The 26333-nt window shown below is 38.8% G+C and carries 23 protein-coding genes; 15 read left to right on the top strand and 8 right to left on the bottom strand.

Annotated features, from left to right (window positions below; translation table 11 throughout):
- Positions 1-133 precede the first annotated feature (133 nt).
- Together CTN07_RS04560 and CTN07_RS04555 are read left to right on the top strand one after the other, a co-directional pair.
- Entirely contained in the window at positions 134-1483 is a 1350-nt protein-coding gene (locus tag CTN07_RS04560; RefSeq protein WP_005304724.1) for an MATE family efflux transporter, read from the top strand.
- 67 nt (positions 1484-1550) lie between these two features.
- Positions 1551-2180: an HD domain-containing protein gene (locus CTN07_RS04555; RefSeq protein ID WP_005304725.1), complete on the top strand. Its 630-nt coding sequence runs from the start codon at positions 1551-1553 to the stop codon at positions 2178-2180.
- Here CTN07_RS04555 and CTN07_RS04550 read toward each other — a convergent pair.
- Positions 2169-2843 (bottom strand): DNA-methyltransferase, encoded by a 675-nt coding sequence (locus CTN07_RS04550; protein WP_005304726.1) that lies wholly within the window; start codon positions 2841-2843, stop codon positions 2169-2171. The two genes, CTN07_RS04555 and CTN07_RS04550, sit on opposite strands and share 12 nt — an antisense overlap.
- A 146-nt stretch (positions 2844-2989) precedes the next feature.
- Here CTN07_RS04550 and CTN07_RS04545 point away from each other — a divergent pair, with 146 nt between their 5' ends.
- The 3 genes from CTN07_RS04545 (at position 2990) to CTN07_RS04535 (ending at position 4954) form a co-directional block, all read left to right on the top strand.
- Complete coding sequence (locus CTN07_RS04545) at positions 2990-3802, top strand: alpha/beta fold hydrolase (RefSeq protein ID WP_005304727.1); 813 nt, start codon at positions 2990-2992, stop codon at positions 3800-3802.
- Between the two features lie 112 nt (positions 3803-3914).
- Positions 3915-4373, top strand: a complete 459-nt coding sequence (locus CTN07_RS04540) for a methyltransferase family protein (RefSeq protein ID WP_036765572.1) — start codon at positions 3915-3917, stop codon at positions 4371-4373.
- Between the two features lie 74 nt (positions 4374-4447).
- A complete protein-coding gene (locus tag CTN07_RS04535) occupies positions 4448-4954 on the top strand; it encodes a GNAT family N-acetyltransferase (protein WP_036765574.1) in 507 nt (168 codons plus the stop codon).
- An 89-nt stretch (positions 4955-5043) separates the two neighbouring features.
- Here the strand turns inward: CTN07_RS04535 and CTN07_RS04530 are convergent, their stop codons facing one another.
- Positions 5044-5562, bottom strand: a complete 519-nt coding sequence (locus tag CTN07_RS04530) for a hypothetical protein (protein ID WP_036765577.1) — start codon at positions 5560-5562, stop codon at positions 5044-5046.
- Positions 5563-6398: 836 nt separating this feature from the next.
- Here CTN07_RS04530 and CTN07_RS04525 point away from each other — a divergent pair.
- Both CTN07_RS04525 and CTN07_RS04520 read left to right on the top strand, forming a co-directional pair.
- Entirely contained in the window at positions 6399-7781 is a 1383-nt protein-coding gene (locus tag CTN07_RS04525; protein WP_005304729.1) for an AAA family ATPase, read from the top strand.
- 2 nt (positions 7782-7783) lie between these two features.
- Positions 7784-8743 (top strand): DUF4435 domain-containing protein, encoded by a 960-nt coding sequence (locus CTN07_RS04520; protein WP_005304730.1) that lies wholly within the window; start codon positions 7784-7786, stop codon positions 8741-8743.
- Between the two features lie 594 nt (positions 8744-9337).
- On the opposite strand, the gene CTN07_RS04515 is transcribed toward CTN07_RS04520, so the two are convergent.
- The 5 genes from CTN07_RS04515 to msrP form a co-directional block, all read right to left on the bottom strand.
- A complete protein-coding gene (locus CTN07_RS04515; protein WP_005304731.1) occupies positions 9338-10735 on the bottom strand; it encodes an amidohydrolase in 1398 nt (465 codons plus the stop codon).
- Between the two features lie 222 nt (positions 10736-10957).
- Positions 10958-12316, bottom strand: coding sequence for an MATE family efflux transporter (locus CTN07_RS04510; RefSeq protein WP_005304733.1), 1359 nt, complete (start codon positions 12314-12316; stop codon positions 10958-10960).
- 89 nt (positions 12317-12405) lie between these two features.
- Positions 12406-13023, bottom strand: a complete 618-nt coding sequence (locus CTN07_RS04505) for a hypothetical protein (RefSeq protein WP_005304735.1) — start codon at positions 13021-13023, stop codon at positions 12406-12408.
- A gap of 104 nt (positions 13024-13127) precedes the next feature.
- Positions 13128-13748 (bottom strand): protein-methionine-sulfoxide reductase heme-binding subunit MsrQ, encoded by a 621-nt coding sequence (gene msrQ / locus CTN07_RS04500; protein ID WP_005304737.1) that lies wholly within the window; start codon positions 13746-13748, stop codon positions 13128-13130.
- On the bottom strand, positions 13748-14737 hold the full coding sequence (gene msrP / locus CTN07_RS04495) for a protein-methionine-sulfoxide reductase catalytic subunit MsrP (protein ID WP_036765969.1): 990 nt from the start codon (positions 14735-14737) through the stop codon (positions 13748-13750). The genes msrQ and msrP overlap by 1 nt, the downstream gene beginning before the upstream one ends.
- A gap of 138 nt (positions 14738-14875) precedes the next feature.
- Between msrP and CTN07_RS04490 the strand changes: the two genes are divergently transcribed.
- From CTN07_RS04490 to CTN07_RS04475, 4 genes are all read left to right on the top strand, one after another.
- A complete protein-coding gene (locus CTN07_RS04490) occupies positions 14876-15346 on the top strand; it encodes a hypothetical protein (protein WP_228125750.1) in 471 nt (156 codons plus the stop codon).
- Between the two features lie 184 nt (positions 15347-15530).
- Complete coding sequence (locus CTN07_RS04485; protein WP_005304740.1) at positions 15531-16433, top strand: L,D-transpeptidase family protein; 903 nt, start codon at positions 15531-15533, stop codon at positions 16431-16433.
- A 147-nt stretch (positions 16434-16580) separates the two neighbouring features.
- Entirely contained in the window at positions 16581-17033 is a 453-nt protein-coding gene (locus tag CTN07_RS04480; protein WP_107183677.1) for a hypothetical protein, read from the top strand.
- 314 nt (positions 17034-17347) lie between these two features.
- Positions 17348-18265, top strand: coding sequence for a cation diffusion facilitator family transporter (locus tag CTN07_RS04475; RefSeq protein ID WP_005304742.1), 918 nt, complete (start codon positions 17348-17350; stop codon positions 18263-18265).
- Positions 18266-18722: 457 nt separating this feature from the next.
- Here the strand turns inward: CTN07_RS04475 and nagZ are convergent, their stop codons facing one another.
- The gene (gene nagZ / locus CTN07_RS04470; protein WP_036765583.1) at positions 18723-19727 is read right to left on the bottom strand and encodes a beta-N-acetylhexosaminidase; all 1005 of its coding nucleotides are present in this window, start codon (positions 19725-19727) and stop codon (positions 18723-18725) included.
- A 213-nt stretch (positions 19728-19940) separates the two neighbouring features.
- On the opposite strand from nagZ, the gene CTN07_RS04465 reads away from it, so the two are divergent.
- From CTN07_RS04465 to CTN07_RS04450, 4 genes are all read left to right on the top strand, one after another.
- Positions 19941-20711 (top strand): DUF4344 domain-containing metallopeptidase, encoded by a 771-nt coding sequence (locus CTN07_RS04465; protein ID WP_005304746.1) that lies wholly within the window; start codon positions 19941-19943, stop codon positions 20709-20711.
- A gap of 155 nt (positions 20712-20866) precedes the next feature.
- On the top strand, positions 20867-21349 hold the full coding sequence (locus CTN07_RS04460) for a DUF1097 domain-containing protein (protein ID WP_036765585.1): 483 nt from the start codon (positions 20867-20869) through the stop codon (positions 21347-21349).
- Between the two features lie 410 nt (positions 21350-21759).
- A complete protein-coding gene (locus CTN07_RS04455) occupies positions 21760-22893 on the top strand; it encodes an efflux RND transporter periplasmic adaptor subunit (RefSeq protein WP_005304749.1) in 1134 nt (377 codons plus the stop codon).
- A 9-nt stretch (positions 22894-22902) separates the two neighbouring features.
- A complete protein-coding gene (locus CTN07_RS04450; protein WP_005304752.1) occupies positions 22903-26058 on the top strand; it encodes an efflux RND transporter permease subunit in 3156 nt (1051 codons plus the stop codon).
- Positions 26059-26333: the final 275 nt, after the last annotated feature.

The following is a 26333-nucleotide window of genomic DNA, read 5'->3' as shown; positions in this document are numbered from 1 at the left end:
TAATTATTAACCATCATAAACCGTAGCCTTGTTAACATTATGCAAGGCTTCATACCACAATACATTAGACGCTATTATTACCGAATAAAACCCAGTAAACTACTAGGATAATTTGCAAAAATAGCGTTTCATCATGCGATCATCATCTCAACAATCAGAACATTTTCCGGGCCTTGCACGTCAGTTATTTACCATGACGTGGCCAATGCTGTTTGGCGTCCTCTCTTTAATGAGCTTCCAACTAGTTGATAGTGCATTTATTGGTCAATTGGGCGTTCTTCCTCTTGCCGCTCAAGGTTTCACTCTACCTATGGGGATGGTGGTGATTGGCTTACAAGTTGGGCTTGGGATTGCAACAACAGCACTGATTTCTCGAGTTATTGGCGCTAATGAAATTCAACGAGCCAAGCAACTTGGTGGACTGGTTGTCGCAACTGGTGCGGTTGGTGTATTTCTCATCTGTTTACTGATTTGGGCTATTCGAGAGCCGATTTTGCAGCTGTTAGATGCTCCTGCTAATGTCTATCCCGTAATTCAGGATTATTGGCCAGTTTGGTTAGGCAGTACTTGGGTTGGAGCTATGCTCTATTTTGCTTACAGTTTATGCCGAGCCAATGGTAACACCATGCTTCCTGGCGTTATGATGATGATAACCAGTGTCCTTAATATGGTACTAGATCCTCTGTTCATCTTTAAGTTTGGTTTAGGTATTAATGGTGCTGCCTGGGCGACGATTGCCTCTTTCTCTTTAGGTATGCTGATTGTTTTTCCTCTCGTAATGAAACGTCAATGGATGAGCTTTAACTGGCATGGGCTGGATATTATTTATTCCATTAAGGAACTGGGGCATATTATGGCTCCAGCGATGTTAAGTCAGTTATTACCGCCAGTCTCTTCAATGGTCGCAACCAAATTAGTGGCGGGTTTTGGCGCATCTGCAGTTGCTGCTTGGGCAATGGGGTCACGTTTAGAGTTTTTCTCAATTGTAACTGTGTTAGCGTTAACCATGGCTATGCCTCCAATGGTTGGTCGTATGCTTGGCAGCAAAGAGATTGCAAAGATCAAAGCATTAGTTTCTATTGCTGTTCGATTTGTGCTTGTATGGCAATTGGTTATCGCAGTAATTTTATGGCTGGTGGCACCATACCTTGTTACGCTACTCACACCAGAACAATCTGTAAGCTCTATCTTACTTATTCACCTTACTTGGGTACCTATCAGTTTAGGCTCTTTAGGTATCTGTATGTTGATGGTGTCGATCTGTAATGCGTTGGCACTCCCAATGCGCGCTTTGGTTATTTCGGGTTTACGTCTGTTTGTTTGCTTCTTGCCTCTACTTTGGTTGGGAGCGAAACTGGCTGGCTTACATGGTCTGTTTGTTGGAGCGATGTTAGGTAACTTTGCTGCGGGCATCATGGCATGGGTGTTTTATCAGCAAGGGATCAAAAAAGTTAAAATTAAATATTGTGATCGTCACGAATAAACAGAAGAAGAGCAGCGAATGGGTTGCTCTTTTTTCTCATCGTTAGTGGGTTTAATAAGGAAATAAAATGGATTGCTTGGCATTTGAAGTCGATTTAGTTGAGTATTTAAAATCAGAAATGAGCCAAGATATGGCACATGATGTCGACCACATACTTAGGGTGGTTAAAAGTGCCAAAATGTTATGTCAGCAAGAGGGGGCGAACATAGCAATTGTTCTACCTGCGGCTTACTTGCATGATTGCTTTTCTTATCCAAAAGATCATCCAGACCGTCATTTAAGCTCGTACAAAGCAGCAGACAAAGCAGTCGAATTTTTAAACAGTATTGGCTACCCATCTGAGTATTTTGAAGCGATTCACCATGCAATTGTCGCTCACAGTTTCAGTGCGCAAGTCACACCAACAACCTTAGAAGCTCAAATTGTGCAAGATGCCGATCGCCTTGATGCGTTAGGAGCTATTGGGGTAACGCGATGTATTTTAGTTAGTGCAAAGCTTAAAAGGCCGCTTTATCAGCTTGATGATCCTTTCTGCCAGCAGCGATCACCTGATGATAGCCAATATACGCTTGATCACTTTTATACCAAGTTACTAAAACTCACCGACACAATGAACACCAGATCGGCTCAAGAAGAGGCGGGGAGGCGCACTGAGTTTATGTACGCCTATCTAAAACAGTTGGAGTTAGAGCTCTGAAATACGTTGACTAAAATGCTGATGGGCATTGTCGGAAACATCGCAACCTATGTAATAGCGCTGAAGTTGACTGGCTGCCACCAATGTTGAGCCTGAACCAAAGAATGGATCGATAACAATATCGTTAGGCTCACTACTTTGGGCTATTAATGTTTTTAGAAGTTCAACGGGTTTTTCTGTTGGGTATCCTCGCCACACGCGCTTAAATTCTAAAACATCAGGAACACTCAAATCGTTCAGTTTCCGCTTACCTTTCTCAAAAAACAGAATAAATTCATAGCGAGAGCGGTAATGGTATCCCATGCCGATTGCACATTTATCCCACACGATAGGTTTCCAAAATTTAAACCCAATTTTCTCCGCAATAGGTTTTACGATAAACATCGTCTCTTGATCGCAGAACAAATAAAAGTGCGAATTCTTTTTGAGAACTCGATAGATCTCTTGTAATAAAGGTTCAAATTGATCATTAGGTAGAATACGAAACCAATCGTTGCTGGATCCTTTACTTTGCTTCAATCGAGTTGTAGTGCCGACTGCGCGATGCTTTTCTAGAGATTCATAAGGGGGATCAGTAATAACCAGATCGATAGACTGATCTTGAATTTCCTTTAGCCAGCTAAGTGCATCGGATTTGTAAACGTGATTGGTTGTGATCAGCAAAAGTAAGTACCTGTCGTTTTTAGTATGGCTTTGTAATTATAACTATTTTTCAGGACTAAGCTGTAGTTAACTAGTAGTTTATTTATGATTAAATGTGCTATAAGTATACCCAGTTACGGGTTAACATTTGCCTCGAAGGATAAAGGATGCAAACATTTTCTGTTGGTTCTCAAACCATGACGTATTTAGACCAAGGTACAGGCCCTGTGATTGTCTTTGGTCACAGCTATTTATGGGATCACAAAATGTGGCAACCTCAGATAGATGTACTTAGCCAGCACTATCGCTGTATTGTTCCTGATTTGTGGGCTCATGGTGGTTCAGATGCCGCGCCAAGTTCAACCAATACGTTACGCGATTATGCCGATGATGTTTTAGCTCTGCTTGATCACCTAAAGATTGATAAATTTGCCATTGTTGGTTTATCTGTTGGTGGTATGTGGGGGGCTGAATTAGCGATCAAAGCTCAAGGGCGAGTTCAAGCTCTAGTTATGATGGATACGTTTATCGGTTATGAGCCAGAGGTAACCTGTGCCAAATATTTCCAAATGCTTGATACTATTGCTGAATTGAAGATGGTACCGCCACCGATGATTGATGTAGTAACGCCAATGTTTTTTGCTCGCAATGGTGAACAGCAAAACCCTGAATTAGTCAGTGCGTTTCGTAGCTCATTAGCGGCACTTCAAGGTGATAAAGCTCAAGCCGTTGCACGAGTTGGCAAGATGGTTTTTGGTCGTCGTGATACATTTGATGATATTGAACATTTGCAACTACCAACACTGATCATGGTGGGAATGGAAGATATGCCTCGTCCACCGCTAGAAGCACAATTAATGCATGATGCGATCAAAGACAGTGAATATGTGGTTATTCCACAAGCAGGACATATATCTAACCTTGAGCAACCAGAACTGGTCACAGAAAAGCTGCAACAGTTTTTAGCAAAGCATATCTAACTGTGATCATAATTTGAGACTGAAAATGATTCGTAAAAGCATGCATTCAACCGCATGCTTTTTTATTACTCTGTATGCAAAGTAAACAACAATGTTTGTGTAGAGAGGCAGCATGATCAGACTTGAAAAGAAAATTCCGCCCTTGGTTCAACTCCTTATTATGTTTTGCCTGCTCCCTTTATTTTCTGAGCACAGCGTATTCACTATGCCTAATCCAATCTATTTGATGCTAGCACTAACATTAATGATTGTTGGTTTACTATTCTGCTTTTCTGCGGTTTATTCGTTTCGTCTTGCTCAAACTACAGTGGATCCAATGGTGCCAGAAAAAGCGAGTGAACTGGTTCAACATGGGATATTTAAAATAAGTCGCAACCCTATGTATATTGGTTTTGTGCTCTGTTCCGCGGCTCTTACTATGTGGTTGCAAGCCCCGCTAACTTTAGTTTTTGTCTTGGGTTTTATCTGGTATTTAGACCGATTTCAGATTCAACCAGAAGAGCGAGCATTGTGGTTGCGTTTTGGCAATGAGTACACGAACTACCAGAAAAAAGTGCGAAGATGGTTATAATTTTTTATTGACCTGTCTATAGCTTTACACTTTATAGTTTAGCCATATACATAATTAACAAAGAATATAACGCTATGAATATTAGAGCTGAAAGCCCATTAGATATCGAACAGATCGAATCACTAACTTATGCAGCATTTGAAAATCACCCACATCATGAACCAGGCGCAAAGCCAACAGAACATCTCATTGTAAATAAACTTCGTGAGAGTAATGCGCTGACTATTTCGCTTGTGTGTGAAGATGATTCGCAACTTGTTGGGCATATCGCATTTTCTCCTGTACGCATTAATGGAAAGGAGAGCCAATGGTGCGGCCTTGGACCGGTATCTGTGATTCCAAGCCAACAAGGTAAGGGGATTGGTCATGCGCTTATCCAGCAAGGGATATTACAAGCACAAGAATTAGGTTTTAAAGGTGTCGTTCTTCTAGGTGAGCCTGAATACTATACTCGCTTTGGGTTTACACCTTCACCAAAACTGACTCTTGATGGTGTGCCGCCTGAATTCTTTTTGGTTAAAGCATTAGAAGGTGAGATCCCATCTGGTGAGGTAAGCTATCATCCAGCATTCTTTGAATAGTTAATAATCACGGTATGAAGCCAAATAAAACTATCAATTTATTATTTGGCTTTATATCTATGATGTTTTCCGAGCCTAATGAATTGAAATCATTCAGGAATATCTTTGTTAGCCTGACAAGCAACCGAGACATCGTGTTCTAATTGATCTTTTGATACTGGTTGTAAAATTAACTCATCATTGGCATTATTAAGCTTTAGAATAAGATGATCCTCCGCTCGGAATAGATCGCCAGAATGAAGCGTTTTTACGTCCTCATCAATAAAAAACTTCCAATATCCTTGCTGAGCAAACACATCACCATCTTTAATAAACTCCACATGACCATTCGCGATAAAATCAGTACAACCATGATGACCATTTGACTCTAATAGGGCAAAAGTGAACTGGTTCTGGTCTTGCTCGTTTTTTTCGAAGTACAAAGCGCCAGCAATAATTCGTTTCCCTATTTTTTGTGGCGTTTTAATCTTCCATGAGCCATAAATAGTATCATTTTGGATGTCATTAAAGATTTCTTCTTGATTACTATTTGTGACAGCGTCACTTATCGCAGATGGAGCATAAGCGAATAGGGCAGTAAGAAGTATCGCCGTTTTGACTATTTTCATTTTCAAAATCCATAATAAGCATGGTTTTATTATCTTTGAATATGCTTAATAGGCAAGTAACGAATTGTCAGAGTAAAAATGCGTTATCAAACTCCCTAATTTGTCAAATTGCGATAAGGGCTCCAACACAATTAGGTACGCACCGAGTCCCAAATTGAAACCAATGCCTATTATGTCTGTTGAAAGTTTCAGATATCTAAAGAATATTGAGCTAGTAATTTTCAAGTTCCATCCCGTCCTGAAGCGTTTCTACACCATTCCAAATTGAATATTCCACCATGGAATGGTTTTTCCATTTTTAGTATAAATAACAAGGCGCTAAGTGTGGTTTTGTATGGAAAAACTATTGATTTTTCGTGTTGTTGCATTGATAATGCGTGAGCAAATTGACGCATATTGATAGCGGGTTCATGGATAAGCTTAGTAGGTATTAAGGCTGGATTGATGACTAGTTGTTTTCGATAGAAAGTGATGAAACTAGCACATTAATGCCCCTTTCCTTGTTAGATCAAATACTCGTTCATATCGTATTAACGTAATTTTTAATTAGTTTTATTTTCTGTATATATGAATAGTTATAATAAAACGTGGTGATTTTATAGTTTGAGTGCTGTTTTTAATAATACTGATTAAATCCTTTTTTACTTTCTAAATTTTAAATAAAAACTTTGAAAAAATTAATTTAATCAAGAATATTATGTTTATGAACTTAATTGATTATAATTATTTGACTTTAGGGGCATCACTTCCGTGAAGTAAGAATGCTTATTAATAAGCTATTAAGTGCCCTGAATAATGAAATTAAATTTAACACTATAAATTAGTAGGAGAAATATATGAAAAGGTCAAAAATTGAATATGTTCGAATTGAAAAACTCTATGGTCATAAGAGTTTTGACGTTAAATTTGATGATAATCAACTTATTATTGTTGGAGAAAATGGATTAGGTAAAAGCACAATAATTAATATACTCTTTTACACCTTAACAAGTCAGTGGCAAAAACTACTTAAGTACCAGTTTAAAAGTATTGAAGTCGGTGTTGATGGAAAAGATTATAAATTTACATTTGAAGAAATTGAGAGTATTTATGATGATGCTAGTGATACCCCCATACTTCAGTTACTAATGAAGCTTAAGTCAATGGGTTTAACTGCGACTCAAGCCTATAATAATTTCACACCAAAGCTATTTGGACAACTACGTAATGAAAATTTTAGTAGTCCTAGTAAAGTTAGAAAAGTGCTTGGTGACTTGTCTCTATCTAATTATTCATTAAATGATATTCCACAGAGTTTAGTCGCTTTAGAATCAGCATTAAATTTTCATGTATTATATCTACCGACATATAGAAGAATAGAAAGAGATTTAAAACAAATATTCCCATCTTTAGAGGATGATTTGAAAAAATATAATAGATATCATTCTAGTTTTATTAGAAACCGAGAACATATTGAATTGGTCGAATTCGGTATGCAAGATGTGCAGTCTATGATTTCTTCAAAAATGAATGAATTAGAAAATGAGTTTAGGTCATCATTAGAAACCTTAACTAGTGGTTATTTGAGAGTTATTTTAAGAAAAGAATATATGCAAGAGGAATCGCTTCCAACTTATAAGTTCAATGATTCTGAATTAGATGCTATTTTTGAAAAGATTGAAAGAGATGGATCGTTTTTCTCTAGTGATGACTTGATTAACTTAAGAAGAACAGCCCATGCACTTAATGAAGGAAGTTTATCATCTGACATTGACATGCTTTCTGCACACTTGATTAAGCAATTATTGAACTTACACAAAAATCAATTAAATAAAGAGGATAAAGTTAGAACTTTTGCCAAGTTAACAAACAGTTATCTAAAAGGTAAAAAGTTTGAGTTTGATAATAAAGAATTTAGGTTACCACTAGTACCAGATTTTGAAAATAGCGAATTCATTTTATGTGAGTCACCAAATGAAATAGACTTAGGGTTGTTATCATCAGGTGAAAAACAAATAGTTTCTTTATTTGCTCATATGTACTTATCTGACTTTGATGATTATCTTGTTATTATTGATGAACCGGAGTTATCTTTATCTGTTCCTTGGCAAAAAAGATTACTTGAAGATATTGCATTAACATCAAATTGTAGTGGATTAATTGCAGTGACACATTCTCCATTTATTTATAACAATACGTTGAAAAATAAGGCAAAATCATTGATGGAGTTCTATATTTAAATATGAGTTTCTTAGATTATTTAAACAATGAATTAAGTAATGAAAATATTGAGCATCATTTGTTTCTTATTGACTTTAACCCTTCAAAAAAAGTAGTTCATGCCTTCTTTGAAGGAAAAACAGATGAGTCATTTTATGGTACAGCTATTAGAAATATGCTGGATGATGATTATGAATTAAAGACCTATATATGTGGTAAAAAAGATAGTGTACTTTATCACTATAGAGAAATAGGACATAAAACAAGTATTATTCAACCGTTATTATTTTTCATTGATAAAGATATTGATAATATAATACCTGTAGATGTTGTAAGAGCTGAAACTATTTACGAAACAACGCTATATGCGATTGAAAACTATATAGTTAATAGTACTAGTTTAGAGCAAGTTTGGGCTGAGATTTTTAGACAAACATCAGGTACATCAGTATCGTTGAAGCTAAAAGAGTTATTTGAAATTGCACATAATGAATACAATACTATTGCCCTAGAATTAATGTCTTGGGTATTGTATCAACGACGTAAAGGTGGTGTAAGACTTAATTTAGATTGTATAAAAACGACAGATCTTTTCAGTATTGATGAAAACCTTAAGCTAACAAAACTTTTTACTAAAGAAGAATTATATAATTATTTAAGTGTAAAAACTAAAGTTACTACAAGTCCTGAGGATTTTTTAGGTATAGAATCTTGTAAACATGAATTATCTAAATTTGAAATTAAAGAAATTTCTAGAGGCCACAATGAAATGGATTTCTTTATTGAGTTTGTTAAGGTCTTAAAGGAAGTTTCATCAAGTGTTTCTGCTGTTAATATCAAAGCTCATGTTGAGATTAATAGTGCTAACGTTATTGATATTATGGGTCCAAGAATTAGACCTCATGATTCTTTGGCTTCTTTTCTAACTAAACATATTGGTTCAATAGAAGAACCTATGATGGTTGAAAGGAGAACCGCATAATAAAATAAACATCAAGATTAAGATGCTTTATTAAAAATTACAATTATAACTTGTTATTTACTATCAGTGATTAACAAATAAAGATAAGTGTCGCATAATCGACACTTATCCGAAGTGTTGGACAAGCCCTCGCCAACTTGTATAAGTAAATATTGGAAATACTATAAAGGGCGATGCCGAACGTTAGTTTTACCTCTTCTAATATCCAGGCTTAGTAGAGAAAACAGCCTAATCTGTTTCTGCCCAAATATAATCTAGCCCCCATAAACAGGGGCTAATATTCCCACTAAATGCTTCGCCAACTGCACGACCTTCTAATTAACACTCGCAGAAATTTCCAACAATTCATCGACGTTAAACACACTATTTTCTTCTATCAAGGTTGGAATACTGGACTTAGTGATGACGAATGCATCATGGAGATAAGTTTGGATTCTATTAGCTAACCATTCTCAAATAAGGTCAAGGTTCGATGAGTGAAGGTCTATGTGTCATCTCTGTTGATTAATGCACTCATGATGGAGAGTACCACCATAAAAATAAAAGGGAGACACAATGCCTCCCTTCAAACCTCAATATAAAATCATTCAACCATTACTGAACGATTTCACCGCTTTCAATGACCGTTTTACGAACAGTGTCTGCATATTTTTGTGCTTCAATACGGATCTTCTCTTCATCGACGGTTAATACGTCACGGTTTTCCATCAGCAGTTTACCGTCAACAATCGCGTGTTTAACGTTAGTGGCATACGCTGAGTAAACCAATGCAGAGTACGGATTGTAGACAGGAACCATGTTCGGTGCTTTTGTATCAACTACGATAACATCAGCTAATTTACCCACTTCAAGAGAACCGATTTTATCTTCCATATGAAGAGCACGAGCCGCACCAATGGTCGCCATTTCAATCACGTTCTTCGGTGGCATTGCTGCACGATCTTTATTCACCAACTTGTGAACTTTAGCAACTTGGTTAAATTCATCGATAGTGCTTAGTGTATTACCCGACATTGGACCATCAGTGCCTAGACCAATACGAAGGCCTTCATCAAACATCTTCATCGCAGGGGCTACGCCTTTAGCTGATTTAATGTTCGCACTCATATTATGCGCAACACCAACATCGTGCTTTTTCAGAATTTGAATGTCTTCATCGTTTGCATTAATAACATGAGCACCCACAAAGTTAGGCGTTAATGCACCAATAGACTCCATGTATTTGATTGGAGATAGGCCGCCAGAGCGCTCAGCAATCACTTGGTTTTCACGCTCAGATTCAGCAAGGTGAGTCATCACAGGCACATCATGTTTAAGCGATAGCTCAGTGATCTTCTGCAAAATCTCAGTGGTATTGGTATAAGGACCATGAGGAGCAAACGCAGGGGTAATGCGAGGGTGGTCTTTATATTGTTCAATAAAGTTTAGCGTGTACTTGATACCATCTTCTGGTGTTGCCGCGCTTGCCACTGGGAACTTGATGATGGTTTCACCAAGAACGGCACGCATACCAATTTGATCCACGGTTTTTGCTACTTCATCTTCAAAGTAGTACATGTCAGCATAAGTAGTCACGCCGCCTTTTAGCATCTCAACATTACCCAGTTGCGCACCGATGCGAACCATATCACGAGATACTAGCTTTTTCTCAAGAGGGAAGATGTAGCGGTGCAGACGATCAGGCACATCATCAGCTAATGAACGAAATACCGTCATAGAAACGTGAGTATGGGTATTAATCAGACCTGGCATAACGATATCGCCATCAGCATCGATAGTTTTTGCTGATTGGTACTCTTTAATGTCAGAGCCATCTGTTACGGCAACGATCTTATTTCCTTTGATAGCAACTAAACCGTGGTCAAACACAGTTTTGTCTTTATCCATTGTCAGAACTTGAGCGTTCTTAATTAATAGATCAACATTTTCAACCGCAAAAGCATAAGAAGAGGTTGCAGCTAACGATACAGCAAGTAAAGTTTTTTTGAACATGAAGTATTACCGTGAACGATGAATTTCGCGTTGATAATACAGAGCAAAAAAGTATTGCAAATAACTATTTCATTTCTTGCTTTTCATTTGTGATCTCGATCTTAAACAATCTTATCTTTGAGTCAAAAATGGGTTAAATCACCAGTTTTTTGCAAAAGAAATCGTTTGCATTAGTGATTTATCCCAAAATTTATCAACCTATAATGTGATATAAAACCAAGCTCATTTGTTTTCGTTCTGATAACTTTTTTGCTCTTTTATCATCTGTCCAGCCATCCAGATAACCAATAATAAACTGCACACAGGAAGTGCTAGCCACACACCAGTTACACCCCATAATTTGGCAAAAAGAATGACAAAAAGCGTTATAAAGATCAGTTTACCACCTGTAAGAATGGAAGCTTGCTTGACTCGATTAATCGATTGGAAATAGGTTGCACCAACCAAAAGCAGTCCTTCAAAAGGTAGCCCCCAAAAATAGAGCTGCATGCCTTGGACAGCCTCTGGTAATAGGGTCGGGTTATCACCGGCAAAAACAAATACTGCAGTTTCTGGAAAACTATAGAGAACAACAACACCTAATAGAGAGAAGGCGATGGTAATAGCAATGGCTAAATTACGAGCTTGCAATACTCGCTGTTGTTGGCCTGCGCCATAGTTAAAGCTAGTGATAGGTTGAATACCAAGAGCGATCCCTTCAAATACTAAATAGAAGAAAGATTCGGCATAGGTTACGACGCCATATGCTGCAACATGAAGGGCACTACCTACCGTTAAAAAAGCTTTATTGTGGAGCATTAATACAACAGATAAATACATGTACATCAATAGGCTAGATGTACCTAACTTAATAATACGAACAACAATGGCTACCCGAAGTTTTAACGTATTCCAGGTGATTTTTAGTTGGGTTCGGTCGGAGAAAAAATGCTGAAGACATAAAATAGCCGTAACCGCTTGAGATAACATAGTGGCAATAGCGGCACCAGTTAGCGCCCATGGGATCACGACAATAAACAACCAATCTAGGATGATATTTAAAACACCACCCAAAATCATGATATAGGTAACGCGATTAGGCTGACCATCGTTGCGTAATAGTGCTGAGAAGGCCATCGACAGTACTGCGAAAGCGCCCATCGCAAAATACCAAAACAGATAATCGGTTGCCATTTGCAAGATATGGCCTTCAGCCCCAAGCCAGATCAAAGCATATTTGCCGTAATTAATGCCTAAAATACAGGTAATAAGAGAAATAATAAGAGAGAGGCTAAAAGCGTTACCGACAATAAGTTGGGCTTGCTTTTGTTTACCTTCACCTAATTTCATTGAGACTAATGCAGATGCCCCCATACCAATAAGAGCACCAAGGGCATACAAAATCGAGCCAATTGGGTAACCAAGAATAATGGCTGCCAATCCATCTTCACCAATAAAGTGACCGATAAACATGCCATCGATTGCGACGTAAACACCCGTAACCAACATAGCTGCAATGGTTGGTAAACTATAGCGCCAAAACAAAGCATAGATAGAATCATCGCGAAGGGCGAGAGTGGCACTATTGGCGTGCGAGGTCATAACTTCAGTCCTTGAAGTGAGAAGAATAGTAAAGTGTCCGAATAATATCGGCTAATTCGAGAACAATAAAGAGAAAGTCTGGGTATTAACTAGCGTAGTTGATATAAACCACTCATGACAACGTAACGTTTGACATGCGTTTGGTGTTTTATGTGTATCAAAGGGTGATGCAGTTGACGATCCATTACGAGCAGAGGGTAATGATTTTGATTCAGCTGGTGTGAGAGAGTCTCATCTGCTGGCAATAAGCGAACTCCTGAATGAAGGTAATCTTGCCAATCTTCAGGTTGTTCATCTAACCACCATGCTGGAAGCTCTTTACTGGCTTTGGTTCGATCAAACCAATGATCGGCCATGATCAGAAGGTAGCTTGAAACTCGCTCTTTAGGTTGCTGAACAACCAGATCAATGGTTTCAATTAATGCTTTACGAGTGGCAAGGTTAGCACTGAGAAAATGATGAGCGACTAACCAAAGTTCACTGTCGGTCGTCGTGATTTTAAATAGAGACTTCAGCTCTAACGGTTGGCTAATTTCAGCTTCTATACCACGTTGCTGCAGTCCACTTTGAATTCGACGTAATAGCGCTTTGGCGATGTGCTGTTCTCGCATGCCTCGGTTATGGATTGTAGGGTATTGCTGTTCACACAGTTGTAAGCAATCTTGCATAAATTGCTCAATACTGAGTTCCAGAATATCGCTAATCACAAACTATAACCTCAACATGCATATGAATAGGGTTATCGTATCAGATATTTGTAATTTGTCTTATTCTTTGTGTGTCAATATGTCGTTATTTTTCAATAATAACCTCAACTTTTCACTGAAATCGAAAACTTCCCAAGTAAGCGCATAAAGAAATCTTTTCGCCATATTAAAAGAAGCACGGTGACCACAAGATAAAGGCTGGGTTCGATAAGCCCCGATTTAACCGACCAGTAATAATGAATTGGAGCCAGAATCAGAGCTAAATAGACCCAATAGTGCAAAGTTTGCCACTTTTTACCCATTTTTCGCTGTATTTTCTGAAATGATGTTGCTGCTAATAGTAGTAAGATCACCCAGCAAACCGCCCCAATAGTTAAGTATGGACGCTTGAAGATTTCTTCACCCAATAGGGAAAAATCAAAACCTAAATCCAGACTAATATAGATGGCAAAATGCAGCGTTGCCCAGAAAAAACTGTATAACCCCAGCATTCGGCGTAATTTCATCAATAAACCTTGACGAAAACCCTTAGCTAGCGGCGACACAAGTAAAGTAAGGATCAACATATTAAGCGCCGCTTTACCGGTAAAATGCTCCATACCTTTTACAGGATCTGCACCAAAGCCCCCTTGCAGAGTAAGCAAGATAAAATAAATCATAAAAATAAGAGAGAAGATATGAACCATACTCTTGATTATGGTGATCTGCTTTGGTGTGATGCGCATTAATAGTTTTTCCTTAAATCCATTCCTTTATACAAATAGGCAACTTGATCTTCGTATCCATTAAACATCAACGTTTTTTGGCGACGGCTACTAAAGACACTACCTTGACCAATAAAACGCTCGGATGCTTGACTCCAACGAGGGTGATCGACATTAGGATTCACATTGGCATAAAAACCATACTCTTGAGGGGCAAGTCGATTCCAAGTTGTTGGCGGTTCTTTATCGGTTAAGGTAATTCTCACAATGGATTTAATGCTTTTAAAACCATATTTCCAAGGTACGACCAAGCGAATAGGGGCTCCATTTTGCGGTGCGAGTGTTTTACCGTATAAACCAACCGACATTAGGGTTAATGGGTTCATAGCCTCATCTAAACGCAGACCTTCTACATAAGGATAATCGATACCACCGCCGAGACTTCGAGAAGCTTGGCCTGGCATCTCTTTAGGATCATACAATGTTTGAAAGGCCACATATTTTGCTTCAGAGGTTGGTTCAACTAGTTTTAATAGATCAGATAATTGAAATCCGAGCCAAGGTATATTCATCGACCATGCTTCTACACAACGCATGCGATAAATACGCTCTTCAATGGTAAATTTCTTTAATAGATCTTCATGATGGAGCTTAATAGGGTTTTTGACTAAACCATCAATTTCCACTGTCCATGGATCTGTTTTGAAGTTAGCAGCAAGACGGGCTGGATCTGATTTTGTTGCGCCAAATTCATAGAAATTATTGTATTCAAGTATTTTACTCTCTGGTGTTAACGAAAGATCAGATGTTGAAAGTGGAGAGCTAACCCCCGCTAAGTTTTGGCGATGATCAACGGTTTTACTCGGTTCATCGGAGGAAAAAAGATCCAGTAACCCAGCTTTTGATTGCGCAGCAAAGGGTAAGGCTGTGGCAGTGATACCGAGTTTGAGCAAAATATCACGGCGTTGCTTAAAAATTGTTTCAGGCGTGACTTCGTTTTCTGAAATCATCCAAGATTGGGATTTTTTGATCACAGACTAATCCTTTATAATCATCGTAAATCGGTGTCGTCTTCATTCAGACATCGTTGTTCCATATAGACCGAGTTAGTCCTATTTTTATTTCAAAAAAGAATAAGAGTTCATTACGTGAATCAATTTAATATGCAACTAGAATTGCAACATATTTATTTGGAAGTGTATAACGAACGTTTCCATAATCTAAAAGAGTATTGTGAAGCGTATTATTGTTATAAGCATAATCTAGTTACTCGTCATGGTAAGCCAGATTGGTTAGGCATATTTACAACGGCAAACTACAGTCTTAAAGCGCAACAATGCAGCGATCGTAAATTGTTGAGTCGTGATTTATGGTTACCAATGACGGTGATCATAGGTCAATTAAAAGCCTTAGTTCGAGACGATCAAGCAACCATCGCCAATATTCAACATTTACTGGATGCTCAATTAGATTACGTAATTGTAACTCGAGAAGAATATAAACGACTTGTGAATAAAGGTTTGGATAAGAGTATGCCAAAAGCTTATTACCAAGTAGGTCATTCTGATCATCTTAACGCCATGGCACGTTTTGAAACGGTGGGTATCACCTTTGCTTAGTGTTGCATAACAGTCACAAGTTAGTTCATTGTCAAGTCAAATGATTACACTGGCGCAATAATAAGACATAAAGTAATATGATTAATTATATCCATATCCAAATCAGTTTGATTAAACACTATATTTTTAATTAGGTTTGGGTATAAACACATAAGTCAATCACGACTAGGAAGGAGTAGATGTTGTGTATCGTGCATTACTTTTCTCACTAACGTGCTTATTCTCAAGTGCAGTTAATGCGATTGAGTTTAAGTTACCAGATGATGGTAGCAATATCGTTGGTACTATCGAATATTATGAAGTTGAGAAAGGAGAGAGCCTGTCTGATATCGCAAATAAGTTTAATGTTGGCTTTTTAGCGTTATTGGCAGCGAATAAGGATGTCGATCCTTTTTTACCCCAACCTGGAACGTTGTTAGAAATTCCAACCCAAGTTATTTTGCCAAATGTGCCGCATAATGGCGTGACAATTAATTTGGCGGAACTTCGTCTTTACTATTTCCCGAAAGATGATCCATCTAAAGTGTATGTGTTCCCAATCGGTATTGGCCGTGTAGGGCGTGAAACACCAAGTATGACGACATCGATCAGTCAGAAAATTCGTCATCCAACTTGGACACCTACGGCGAACATTCGTAAAGAGTACGCAGCTAAAGGGGTGACTCTACCTCCCGTTGTTGCCGCTGGCCCAAATAACCCGCTAGGTGATTATGCAATGCGCTTAGCTTATGGCCACGGTGAGTATTTGATCCACAGTACCAATAAAGATTTTGGTATTGGTATGCGTGTAAGCTCTGGTTGCATTCGAATGAACCCTTGGGATATTGAATGGTTGTTCCCACAAATACCTAAAGGGACTCCTGTTCGTATTATTAATGATCCGTTAAAGCACACAGTAGATAAAGACGGTTCAATTATCGTTGAGGTTCATCAACCACTTTCTAAAGATGAAGAGCAGTTAGGTGAATTTAAGCCTGTAACCGCCGATGACTCTTTAATTGCGAGCCTTGGCGATGATAACGCAGCAAAACAGCGTTTAGCACAAGAGTTAAAGCAACAGACGGGTATACCAACAGTGGTTAACTGATCGTAAATTGGATCTGTTCATTAAAAACCGAAGGTTCAAAATAGGGCTTTCGGTTTTTTTATGTCTGTAAAATAAGCGAAATAGAGTTTCCTTGTTCATACTTAATATCAAAGCACTGTGTTTAAACGCTCTGATGGTGAGGTGATTATGAAAATCTATTTATTTAGCGTGTTGGTACTTAGCCTTAGTGCTTGCGCTGAAAAAGAACCCGATATCACAGCCATTTTAGCGCAAGACGCATTTGCTGAATCGTATTGTGACAGCGGTTCGGTTGATTATTATGATCGTTCTTTTGCATCGATGATAACCCGCCATCAAATTCACATATCACAGCTTAAAGACCAACTTAGCACAAAGAACATCAATCAACTCAATCAAGCAATTTCAGAATTTAACGACACATGGGCTTCATTAATTGATAGTCGAAACAGGTCATGCAAACAAAATGCAATCTGTATGTATCAGAATGGTCAGCAAGGGGATAAACCTGAGCTGGCTGATCAAAGTTGCGCTAAGACCTTATTTGAATACGATCTTACACGTTTACAGTTGGTTGAATTTTATGCAGAAATTGAACGGTTAGAGATTCATTTCAATTAGAGTTTTTCTGCTGAACCTTCTGATTATGGCACTGTTTTTGCCTCAATTATTGAGTATCGTTATTATTAATGCTTTTTATATTTTAACGTTTTAATTTGTTGATATTTATTGTTTTTTATTCGATATGTCATCTTTTTTGTAGACGGTTGGTATGAAAGAAACAGTGTAAATTTTTTCTTTTAACGATTTTTAATGGTAAGCTAAGAGCACAACTAGCAAAAATTTGACCTCTTGCAAATGGGTGGGAAGCATAAAATTTATGTTAGCAGTCACAAATTTTAGTTTTTATTTTGAGTAACGATAAGGAGGATTTTATGGCAACACACAGCCGTAAAATTAGTAAAGAACGTTTAGCGCTGAAACTTTCCCTGCTAGGTACCATTTGGGTAGCGAGTTTGGGTATTGGTTATGGATTGTATGTCGGATCCAACGCCATTTTGTTAGACGGCATGTTTTCGTTCCTCAGTATGGGTATGACAGGTCTTAGCCTTTATACTGCATATCTTGTATCTAAACCCGACGACGAGCAGTTCCAATTTGGTTATGCTCATATCGAGCCGCTGATTAATGTCGTCAATGGCTTGCTCATCCTTGTCACCTGTTTGTTTGCCTTTGTTAGTGGTGTGCAAACCATTGCCAGTGGTGGTCGTGATATCGTAATTGAAGATGCACTCGTCTATGCTGTGCTATCAACCGTCTCATGTTTTGGTATCTACTTTTTTGAGACATATACTGCGCGTTCTGTGGATTCAGAATTGGTGCGAGTAGACTCTCAAGAGTGGTTGATTGATGGTATTTTAAGTGCCGCGATTCTCGTTGGTTTTGTTGCTGTGATGATTTTTGATTCTCTTGGTCATTCACAGTGGAACCGTTATGTTGACCCAATTTTGGTTTCAACACTTGCTATTGCAGCATCTGTATTACCCATTAGTGTCTTACGTCGTAACGTAAAAGAAGTGCTATTAGTTGCACCTCAAGATGAAGTTCAAACTCACGTTGATACCGTTATTGCAGAGCTTTCTGAAACATATAATTTTGATGATTATACTCATCACCTTGCAAAAACGGGGCGTCAATACGATTTAGAAGTTAATATTCTGATCAAAGACGATAAACAGTGGAGCATGAAACGCCAAGATTTAGTGCGTCAAAAGATTTGGGAAAAACTCAAAGATGACCTTGGAAATGCTTGGTTTTCAGTAAGCTTTACCACTCAAGAACGTTGGTTATAACTTTACATTCTACTTAATTGGTAATACATAGCGACTCATTATAAGGGTCGCTTTTTTTATAAATTTTTTGCGTGAAGAAGCACATAAACTAAACTATATGGTGCAATATTTAAACAAATAAGGTATCTTTATTCGTGTCTAAAAATTGCTTCTAGATTGGTAGATTTACAGTTTATCGCTCAATAAATTTTCTGCTTTTCATTAGCTTTAGGCAAATGTTTACAATTGAAGATAAAGGTCAGTTATGAAAACCATTCTGGTTATTGCTTTTATTATTGGTGCGGCATATATCATTTTAAAAGAGAAGAAGTGTACTAAAGATGTAGACTATTCTCGTGACAGTTTATAAGCCAAATTAACAATAAAACGGCAGTCAGTAGAAAGTCGATAGTAGAGAGAAAGATGAAAGCGCCAACGAAAAGGAAGGCGCTTTTTTGTTATCTGTAAAATAGGTCGATTAGCTCTGACGTTCTTGCCATTCTTGAGTCAAACGCGCAATATTGCGAGAGGTTTCAATCCAAGTACGAGTTTGCACAAGATCGCTGTATTCACCAGTAGGGCGTTTAAGCAGAGCTTCAAGACTTGGTACTTGAATTTGTGGTAGGCCATCTAATGCTTCAATTGCACCTTGGCGGTTATTACATAACATAACCATGTCACAACCCGCATTCATTGATGCCACCGCACGTTCGCTATAACTACCTAAAACATCCGCGCCTTTCATATTAAGATCATCTGAGAAGATAACACCATTAAAGCCTAGGTCTTGGCGAAGCACTTGCTTTAACCAATATTCAGAGCCACTGGCAGGCTGTGAATCATAAGCATCAAAGACAACGTGAGCTGGCATCATGGCATCAAGCAAACCTTTATTGATCAATGTTTGGAATACTTGCATATCATGTTGTTTAATATTGTCTCTTGAGTCATACGGTGTCTCTAAGTGAGAATCGGCGATTACGCCACCATGACCTGGGAAATGTTTACCTGTTGCAGCCATGCCAGCTTGCTTCATTCCTTGAATAAATTCGCCCGCATACAGAGCAATCTCAGCAGGATCGTTAGAAAAGGCACGATCACCAATGGCTTTACAATCAAAACCTAAATCAAGTACAGGAGCTAAGCTAAGATCGATATCCATAGCTAAAAGTTCCGCAGCCATTAACCAACCACCTTGCTTTGCGAGATCTAAGCCGTTAGGTGATTGAGCAAAAGCACGTGCTGGTGGTAGAGCTGTAAATTCATCTCTAAAACGCTGAACGCGACCACCTTCTTGATCAACTGCAATAAGTAGTGGTTTTTTTGCCGTTTGACGAATGTCTTTTACCAGTGCTCGTAGCTGTTTACGATCATGATAGTTACGAGCAAAAAAGATAATACCGCCAACGGTCGGGTGTTGGATAATTTCGCGTTCTTCTGCATCAAGTTCAAAACCTGATACATCCAGCATTAAAGGTCCCATGTGTGTGCTCCAAGGGTGAGTCCATTTTATTGGTTCATAAGCTAGCATATTCTTGATGTACTGTAATCGCTCTGTTCTTATTGTCGATGAAGAAAACAGCAGTTTTGCTACTATTATTACAATTGCAGACAAAACTTCTTCTCGCTATGACATAAAGTCACTTGGGTATATGTATACTCTTTCGGTATAACAAGAAAGAACAGAGATAGGCTAGTGTTTAAGAAACTGTGTTTTGCTTCGGCTTTGATATGTACGACGTTATCTGGCACCACTTCAGCAGCAGGAGGGATTGAATATACATTTCAGTCTCCAAATACCCAGTCACAAAAATCGGCTTACGATGAAATAAAAGCAAGCCGAGTGAATCAGTTGGTTGGGAAATTATCTAATGAGCATTTTCCATTTACCCAAACATTGACCATACATTATGGCGGGGAGGATGGACCATTATACGATCCTGACTTGCATACTATCTTCATACCTTACGCATTTTATACGCAAGCGATTCATTATTTTGCTCAGAATCGTTACCAAAAAATGTATGGTAAGTCGGCAAAAGAGGCGGCAGTTGATACCATTTTGCATACGCTATTACATGAAGTTGGTCATGCATACATCGATGATAATGGCATTCCGATTTTAGGTAAGGAAGAAGATGCGGTTGATAATTTTGCTGCAATCGTACTAATCAATTACGTCAAAAAAGGTGCAGATATTACGATAAGTGCGGCAGATATGTTTGCTTTTGAGTCAGATGATAAGCCTGATTATTACGACTCATCAGAATACATTGATGAACATAGTTTTGATTTACAACGTTATTTTTCAACTTTATGTTTGGTTTATGGCGCTGAACCTAAGCAATATCCTAACTTACTTGATGAGATCAATAAGTTAGATGTCAAAGATCGCCAAACATTTTGTATCGAACATTATCAAACAATATCTGAAAATTGGCAGAAGTATTTTAAAACCGAAAAGTAAATTTATTGATGGTCAATTGTGATCTGAGTCCTAAATATAAAGAAAGCAATGCAACCGAAATGGATTTTGCGTGATCAAGATCGTTTCATCTGAGTTATTGGTTAGGTAGACTACGCTCTTTGCCTAATCGGTATATATTAAGGCTGGGACATATCATGAGCGTATTGGCTGCAATAGCATTAACAACAGGAATTTTATCTGGCGTCTGGGCTTGGGTAGCGGTTTCTCTTGGCTTATTAAGTTGGGGGGGATTTTTAGGCTGCACGGCTTATTTTGCTTGTCCTAAAGATGGGATAAAAGGACTGGGCTTAAGTTTGCTAACCATGCTTAGTGGTGTGTTTTGGGCAATGGTGATCATTTGGCTTTCAAGTTTAGTCAGTCTGGAAATCGTTGGTTACTTTGTAACAGCCATTGTTGCTTTCTTTATGTGTATCCAAGCGAAAAAATCATGGCTGGCATATATCCCAGGAACTTTTATCGGTTCATGTGCAACTTTTGCTGCCGCTGGTGATTGGAAATTGGTGGTTCCATCGTTAGTCGTAGGTGCCATTTTTGGATATGCGATGAAAGCGTCTGGCGTATGGTTACACGATAAACTTAATAACCAACAACACGCTGTGGAATGTTGTAAAGATTAAGTTTTAATAGTTAGGCATAAAATATTCTAAAGGTCAGTATTTTACTGGCCTTTTTTATTGTTAACTTGCTCTGAAAAAGCGTTTAAAATGTTTCATTGCTTACATTTTGCTCTTTGGGTTATTCTTCATTGGTATTCAAATTATTTTACTAATAAACAATCACTTATGTTTGCTTGTTTAAGATTATCTAATAACAATCTCATATCGATTCTACTTAAGTATATATTTCTGTTGATTTGAAATATTTTGCAACACTTTCCCTCTAAAATTGTGACTAATCCCCTGATTGTATTCAGCTTTCATTAACCCCAACTTGGTACCGTAGATATTATCACTAATGGCACTTTTTTGCTTAATGCTACTTGGGTTAAGCAAGTGCTCTATATACTGAGAAATCTATGGTCACAACAATGAAAAAACCACTTTTGTTAGCCACCTTAATTGGTTCTGCCTTATTGGTTGGATGTGGAGAGACCGCTTCAGGTCAAAAGCCTGCAATGGCACCTCTTGCTCAAGCCCAGTCGGTTCAACTTATCCAATATCAGCAAGGTAAAAGCTATGTTGGTCGAACAGAAGCGGTTGAAGATGTCGCTATTTCTGCTCAAGTATCTGGCTATTTAAAAGAGCGCCTATTTGAAGAAGGTCAGATGGTTAAGAAAGGGCAGCCTCTATTTCGTATCGAATCGGCAGCTTATGAAGCCCAAGTTAAAAGTGCCGCTGCTGCTATTTCTCAAGCTAAAGCACAAGTACAACGCTCAAATATGGATTTTGCTCGCGCACAGGATCTACTTCCAAAAGGCAATATCAGTAAGTCTGAGTACGATCGTTTGCTGGCTGAAAAACTGAATGCGCAAGCCCAACTAGAATCAGCCCAAGCGATGTATTCTGCTGCTAAGGTTGATTTGTCTCATACCACGATTACTGCACCTTTTAGTGGACGAGTCAGTGATAGCAAAGTGAGTATCGGTGATCTTATTTCACCATCATCTGGCGTATTAACAACCTTGGTGAGTCTTGACCCTATGCATGCCGCGTTCACCATCAGTGAGCGAGAGCGTCTAAATATGGGATTAGACAAACTCGATGGCAGTGGTAATGGCAATAATAAAGGTTTAGTTGAAGTGGTATTAACCTTGAATAACGGCCAGCAGTATTCCGAGATTGGTTCGCTTGATTTTGTGGGTAACCGTATAGATCTCAATACAGGTACTCTTGCCATGCGAGCACAATTTGCCAACTCGAATCAGCAATTATTACCAGGTCAGCATGTGCAGATCTTCTTACGAGAGAAAACGCCACAACAAGTGATGGTGATACCTCGAAGTGCAGTGCAAAGTGATCTAGAAGGTGATTTTGTTATGGTTCTTAAAGACGGCAAGGTTGCTGAGCGTCGTAATGTCACAATGGGCTCCCAAACAGATCAAGGTGTTATCATTTCTCAAGGCCTAAAAGCGGATGAGGAGGTGATCACCATTGGTTTGCAGCGTATTCGTAATGGTATGACTGTGCGATTACAAAATGAAGACTCAGCGCCAAAGGCATAAGGACGGGATATGTTAAGTCGCTTTTTTATCCAACGGCCTAAATTTGCCTTGGTTATTTCCATCATTTTGACTTTAGCAGGGGCGATCGCATTATTAAATCTGCCCGTTGCTGAATACCCAAAAATCAGTCCACCTTCAGTGAGTGTAACGGCTATCTATTCAGGTGCGAGTGCTGAAGTTGTAGAAGAAGCGGTGGCCGATCCTATTGAAGCGTCTGTAAATGGCGTAGAAAATATGATCTATATGTCATCTAAAAGTGCCAATGACGGATCATACAGTCTCAATGTTACCTTTGATATTGGCACTGATCCTGATATGGCTCAGGTGAATGTGCAAAACCGAGTTTCACAAATAGAATCAAAGCTTCCTGCTGAAGTTCGCATGGTTGGGGTGACGGTTAAAAAACGCTCACCTGATCTATTGATGGTTCTTAACTTCTTCTCACCCGATGGCAAATATGATGATCAGTTTTTGATTAACTACATTAATTTGAATGTAAAAGATCAGCTAGCTCGTGTGAAAGGGATCAGTGAAGTTAATGTTATCGGTGGTGGTGAGTATGCCATGCGTGTTTGGTTAGATCCTGAAAAAATGGCTAACCTAAAACTGACGACAACGGATATCAAAAACGCATTAGCTGAACAAAACGTTCAAGTCGCTGCAGGTAAGGTTGGCGCACCTCCTTATAATAATGCTCAAGAAGTGCAATTTAACTTAGTAACAAAAGGGCGCTTAGAATCAGCACAGGAGTTTGAACAGGTCGTTGTGCGTGCAAACCCTGATGGCTCTATTGTTTACCTAAAAGATGTTGCACGAGTTGAGTTAGGTAAAAAGTTCTATGATGGTAATGGTCTGTTTAATGGACAACCTGCCTCTATCGTGACACTGTCACTACAATCTGATGCCAACGCATTGGAAAGTGGACAGGCTGTGATGGAGCTACTATCTAAGCTTAAAGTCAATATGCCTGAGGGAATGGAGTATGAGACCAGCTACGATACGACGCTATTTGTGGCTGAATCGATTAAAGGCGTAGTTAAGACATTAATTGAAGCGATCTTATTGGTTATTGCTGTTACCTATCTATTCTTAGGTAGTATGCGGGCAACGTTAATTCCAGTCGTTGCGATTCCTGTTTCTCTTATTGGTACTTTTGCCATTATGTTGGCAACGGGCTTTACGATAAACACAGTGACTTTATTTGGATTGATATTAGCCATTGGTATTGTGGTTGATGACGCTATCTTGGTTATCGAGAACGTTGATACCAATATGGCAAAAGATCCAACCTTAACCCCTCGTCAAGCAACCTTAATTGCGATGAAAGAGGTAACAGGTCCTATCATTACCTCAACTCTGGTACTACTTGCGGTATTTTTACCTGTGGCTATGTTGCCGGGTATTACTGGTATCATGTATCGCCAGTTTGCATTAACCATTTGTATTTCTGTTGTTATTTCATCTATTAACGCCTTAACTTTATCACCTGCTATGTGTTCTCTGGTTTTAAAACAAGGGGGAGACAATACAGCTCGTTGGTTCAAAGTCTTTAATCAAGGGTTGAATAAGATAACGCTAAAATACGGTGCGATTGCAGGTTTCTTAGTTAGAAAAGCGACATTGCTTGCTGCAATATTTGTCATTGCGGTTGCAGCGGTGGGCTTTTATGCCAAAACGACGTCGACGGCTTTTGTTCCTCAAGAAGACAAAGGTATCTTATTAGTTAACGTTCAATTACCCGATTCAGCTTCTTTGTCGCGTACTGAAGAAACAACTGCCAAACTGCGTAAAATAGTAGAGGCTGAACCTGCGGTTGAAGGGGTGACCATTGCTAATGGCTATGCATTCTTAACGGGAGCTGCGGCATCTAACGGTGCATCTATGTTCATCAAGCTAAAGCCTTGGGATGAGCGTAATAATATGGCCGGAGATAACTCTTCATTTGCAATTACTAATCGTATTAATGCACAAGCTGCGATGACATTACCAGAAGCGATTGTTTTTGCCATGGGACCTCCTGCGGTTCCTGGTATGGGGGCGGCTTCAGGTTTTGAGTTTGTTCTTGAAGATACATTAGGCCGCAGTCGTACCGATTTAGCCGAAGTGATGGGAGATGTGATTCAAGCGGCTAATGCACAGCCTGAAATCCAATATACATTCAGTACGTTCCGCGCTAACGTTCCGCATTTTTACGTTGATATTGATCGTGTTAAAGCCAAACAACTAGGAATTCCTTTAACTGAAATATTCCAGACGTTACAGGGTAACCTTGGTTCTATGTACATCAATGATTTTACGATGTACGGCAAGAACTTTAGGGTAACACTACAAGCCGACAGTGATTATCGTAATGACTTATCGGCACTAGAACGTTTCCATGTTCGTTCTTCTCAAGGTGATATGATCCCTCTGAGTACTTTGGTGACCATTGATCAAGTCTTTGAACCTGATGTGGCTTGGCGTTATAACATGTACCGTTCTGCCGTGATTCAAGGTGGGCCGGCTCCGGGTTATTCAAGTGGTGATGCCATTGCGGCAATGGAACGTGTTGCAGCCGAAGTTTTACCGCAAGGATATCAGTTTGAATGGACTGGTATGGCATATCAAGAAGTTCAAGCGGGCAATCAGGCGATTTACGCGTTTGCTTTGGCTCTGATCTTTATCTATCTATTTATGGTTGCTCAGTATGAAAGTTGGAGTATTCCACTAGCTATTATCTTAGTTGTGCCAGTTGCAACGTTAGGTTCGTTCTTAGCTTTAGCCATTACGGGGATTCCATTGAACTTATATGCTCAAATTGGTTTAGTTCTCTTGATTGCTCTTGCCGCAAAGAATGCCATTTTGATTGTTGAGTTTGCGAAAAACGAGCGTGAAGATAATAACCTTGATATTGATAAAGCGGCTGTTCGAGGTGGTAAGCTACGATTCCGAGCGGTAAATATGACGTCATGGTCATTTATCCTAGGTATTTTACCACTGATCTTTGCATCAGGTGCTGGGCATATCAGTCAGAACTCTTTAGGTATTTCCTTAACCGGTGGCTTATTGTGTGTGCTTCTTGCTGGCACCTTCTTAATTCCTGGTTTCTTCGCGGTTGTTCAACGTAAGCGTGAGAAGTTTCACGGTGGTTCAACAAAATTAGTTGAGTTGGATGATGATAAATAAAGATCATTAATATTATTGAGTGAAAAAGACCTTAGATCGTGTTCCATTCGGTCTGAGGTCTTTTTTTATGGTTTAGTGTTAAATTAAATGTTTTGTTTTTGTTAAATATTGTTTTTTATCGGGCAAGATCTTGCTCGCTGGGCAACTTCTTGCCCGCCTCTGAGCAAGATCTTGCCCAGAAAAAATATTCTCAAAAACATTTAAAATTAAATTCCTTTTTATTCAATGAGTTAAATTTTTGTCTAAGTTGGCATACATCCTGCACTTAATACGTA

Source organism: Photobacterium damselae (assembly GCF_003026815.1).
Classification (GTDB): domain Bacteria; phylum Pseudomonadota; class Gammaproteobacteria; order Enterobacterales; family Vibrionaceae; genus Photobacterium; species Photobacterium damselae.
Note: the sequence above shows the minus strand (reverse complement) of the source record. Positions and strands in the feature narration are given on the sequence as shown.

Bases quoted from the DNA above. Each gene is read 5' to 3' on its own strand.
- CTN07_RS04525 (WP_005304729.1), top strand. From the start codon at position 6,399: ATGAAAAGGTCAAAAATTGAATATGTTCGAATTGAAAAACTCTATGGT.
- CTN07_RS04510 (WP_005304733.1), bottom strand. From the start codon at position 12,316: ATGACCTCGCACGCCAATAGTGCCACTCTCGCCCTTCGCGATGATTCT.
- CTN07_RS04480 (WP_107183677.1), top strand. From the start codon at position 16,581: ATGAAAATCTATTTATTTAGCGTGTTGGTACTTAGCCTTAGTGCTTGC.
- CTN07_RS04515 (WP_005304731.1), bottom strand. From the start codon at position 10,735: ATGTTCAAAAAAACTTTACTTGCTGTATCGTTAGCTGCAACCTCTTCT.
- CTN07_RS04530 (WP_036765577.1), bottom strand. From the start codon at position 5,562: ATGAAAATAGTCAAAACGGCGATACTTCTTACTGCCCTATTCGCTTAT.
- CTN07_RS04450 (WP_005304752.1), top strand. From the start codon at position 22,903: ATGTTAAGTCGCTTTTTTATCCAACGGCCTAAATTTGCCTTGGTTATT.
- msrQ (WP_005304737.1), bottom strand. From the start codon at position 13,748: ATGCGCATCACACCAAAGCAGATCACCATAATCAAGAGTATGGTTCAT.
- CTN07_RS04555 (WP_005304725.1), top strand. From the start codon at position 1,551: ATGGATTGCTTGGCATTTGAAGTCGATTTAGTTGAGTATTTAAAATCA.
- CTN07_RS04475 (WP_005304742.1), top strand. From the start codon at position 17,348: ATGGCAACACACAGCCGTAAAATTAGTAAAGAACGTTTAGCGCTGAAA.
- CTN07_RS04520 (WP_005304730.1), top strand. From the start codon at position 7,784: ATGAGTTTCTTAGATTATTTAAACAATGAATTAAGTAATGAAAATATT.
- CTN07_RS04455 (WP_005304749.1), top strand. From the start codon at position 21,760: ATGAAAAAACCACTTTTGTTAGCCACCTTAATTGGTTCTGCCTTATTG.
- CTN07_RS04560 (WP_005304724.1), top strand. From the start codon at position 134: ATGCGATCATCATCTCAACAATCAGAACATTTTCCGGGCCTTGCACGT.
- CTN07_RS04545 (WP_005304727.1), top strand. From the start codon at position 2,990: ATGCAAACATTTTCTGTTGGTTCTCAAACCATGACGTATTTAGACCAA.
- msrP (WP_036765969.1), bottom strand. From the start codon at position 14,737: ATGATTTCAGAAAACGAAGTCACGCCTGAAACAATTTTTAAGCAACGC.
- CTN07_RS04540 (WP_036765572.1), top strand. From the start codon at position 3,915: ATGATCAGACTTGAAAAGAAAATTCCGCCCTTGGTTCAACTCCTTATT.
- nagZ (WP_036765583.1), bottom strand. From the start codon at position 19,727: ATGGGACCTTTAATGCTGGATGTATCAGGTTTTGAACTTGATGCAGAA.
- CTN07_RS04535 (WP_036765574.1), top strand. From the start codon at position 4,448: ATGAATATTAGAGCTGAAAGCCCATTAGATATCGAACAGATCGAATCA.
- CTN07_RS04460 (WP_036765585.1), top strand. From the start codon at position 20,867: ATGAGCGTATTGGCTGCAATAGCATTAACAACAGGAATTTTATCTGGC.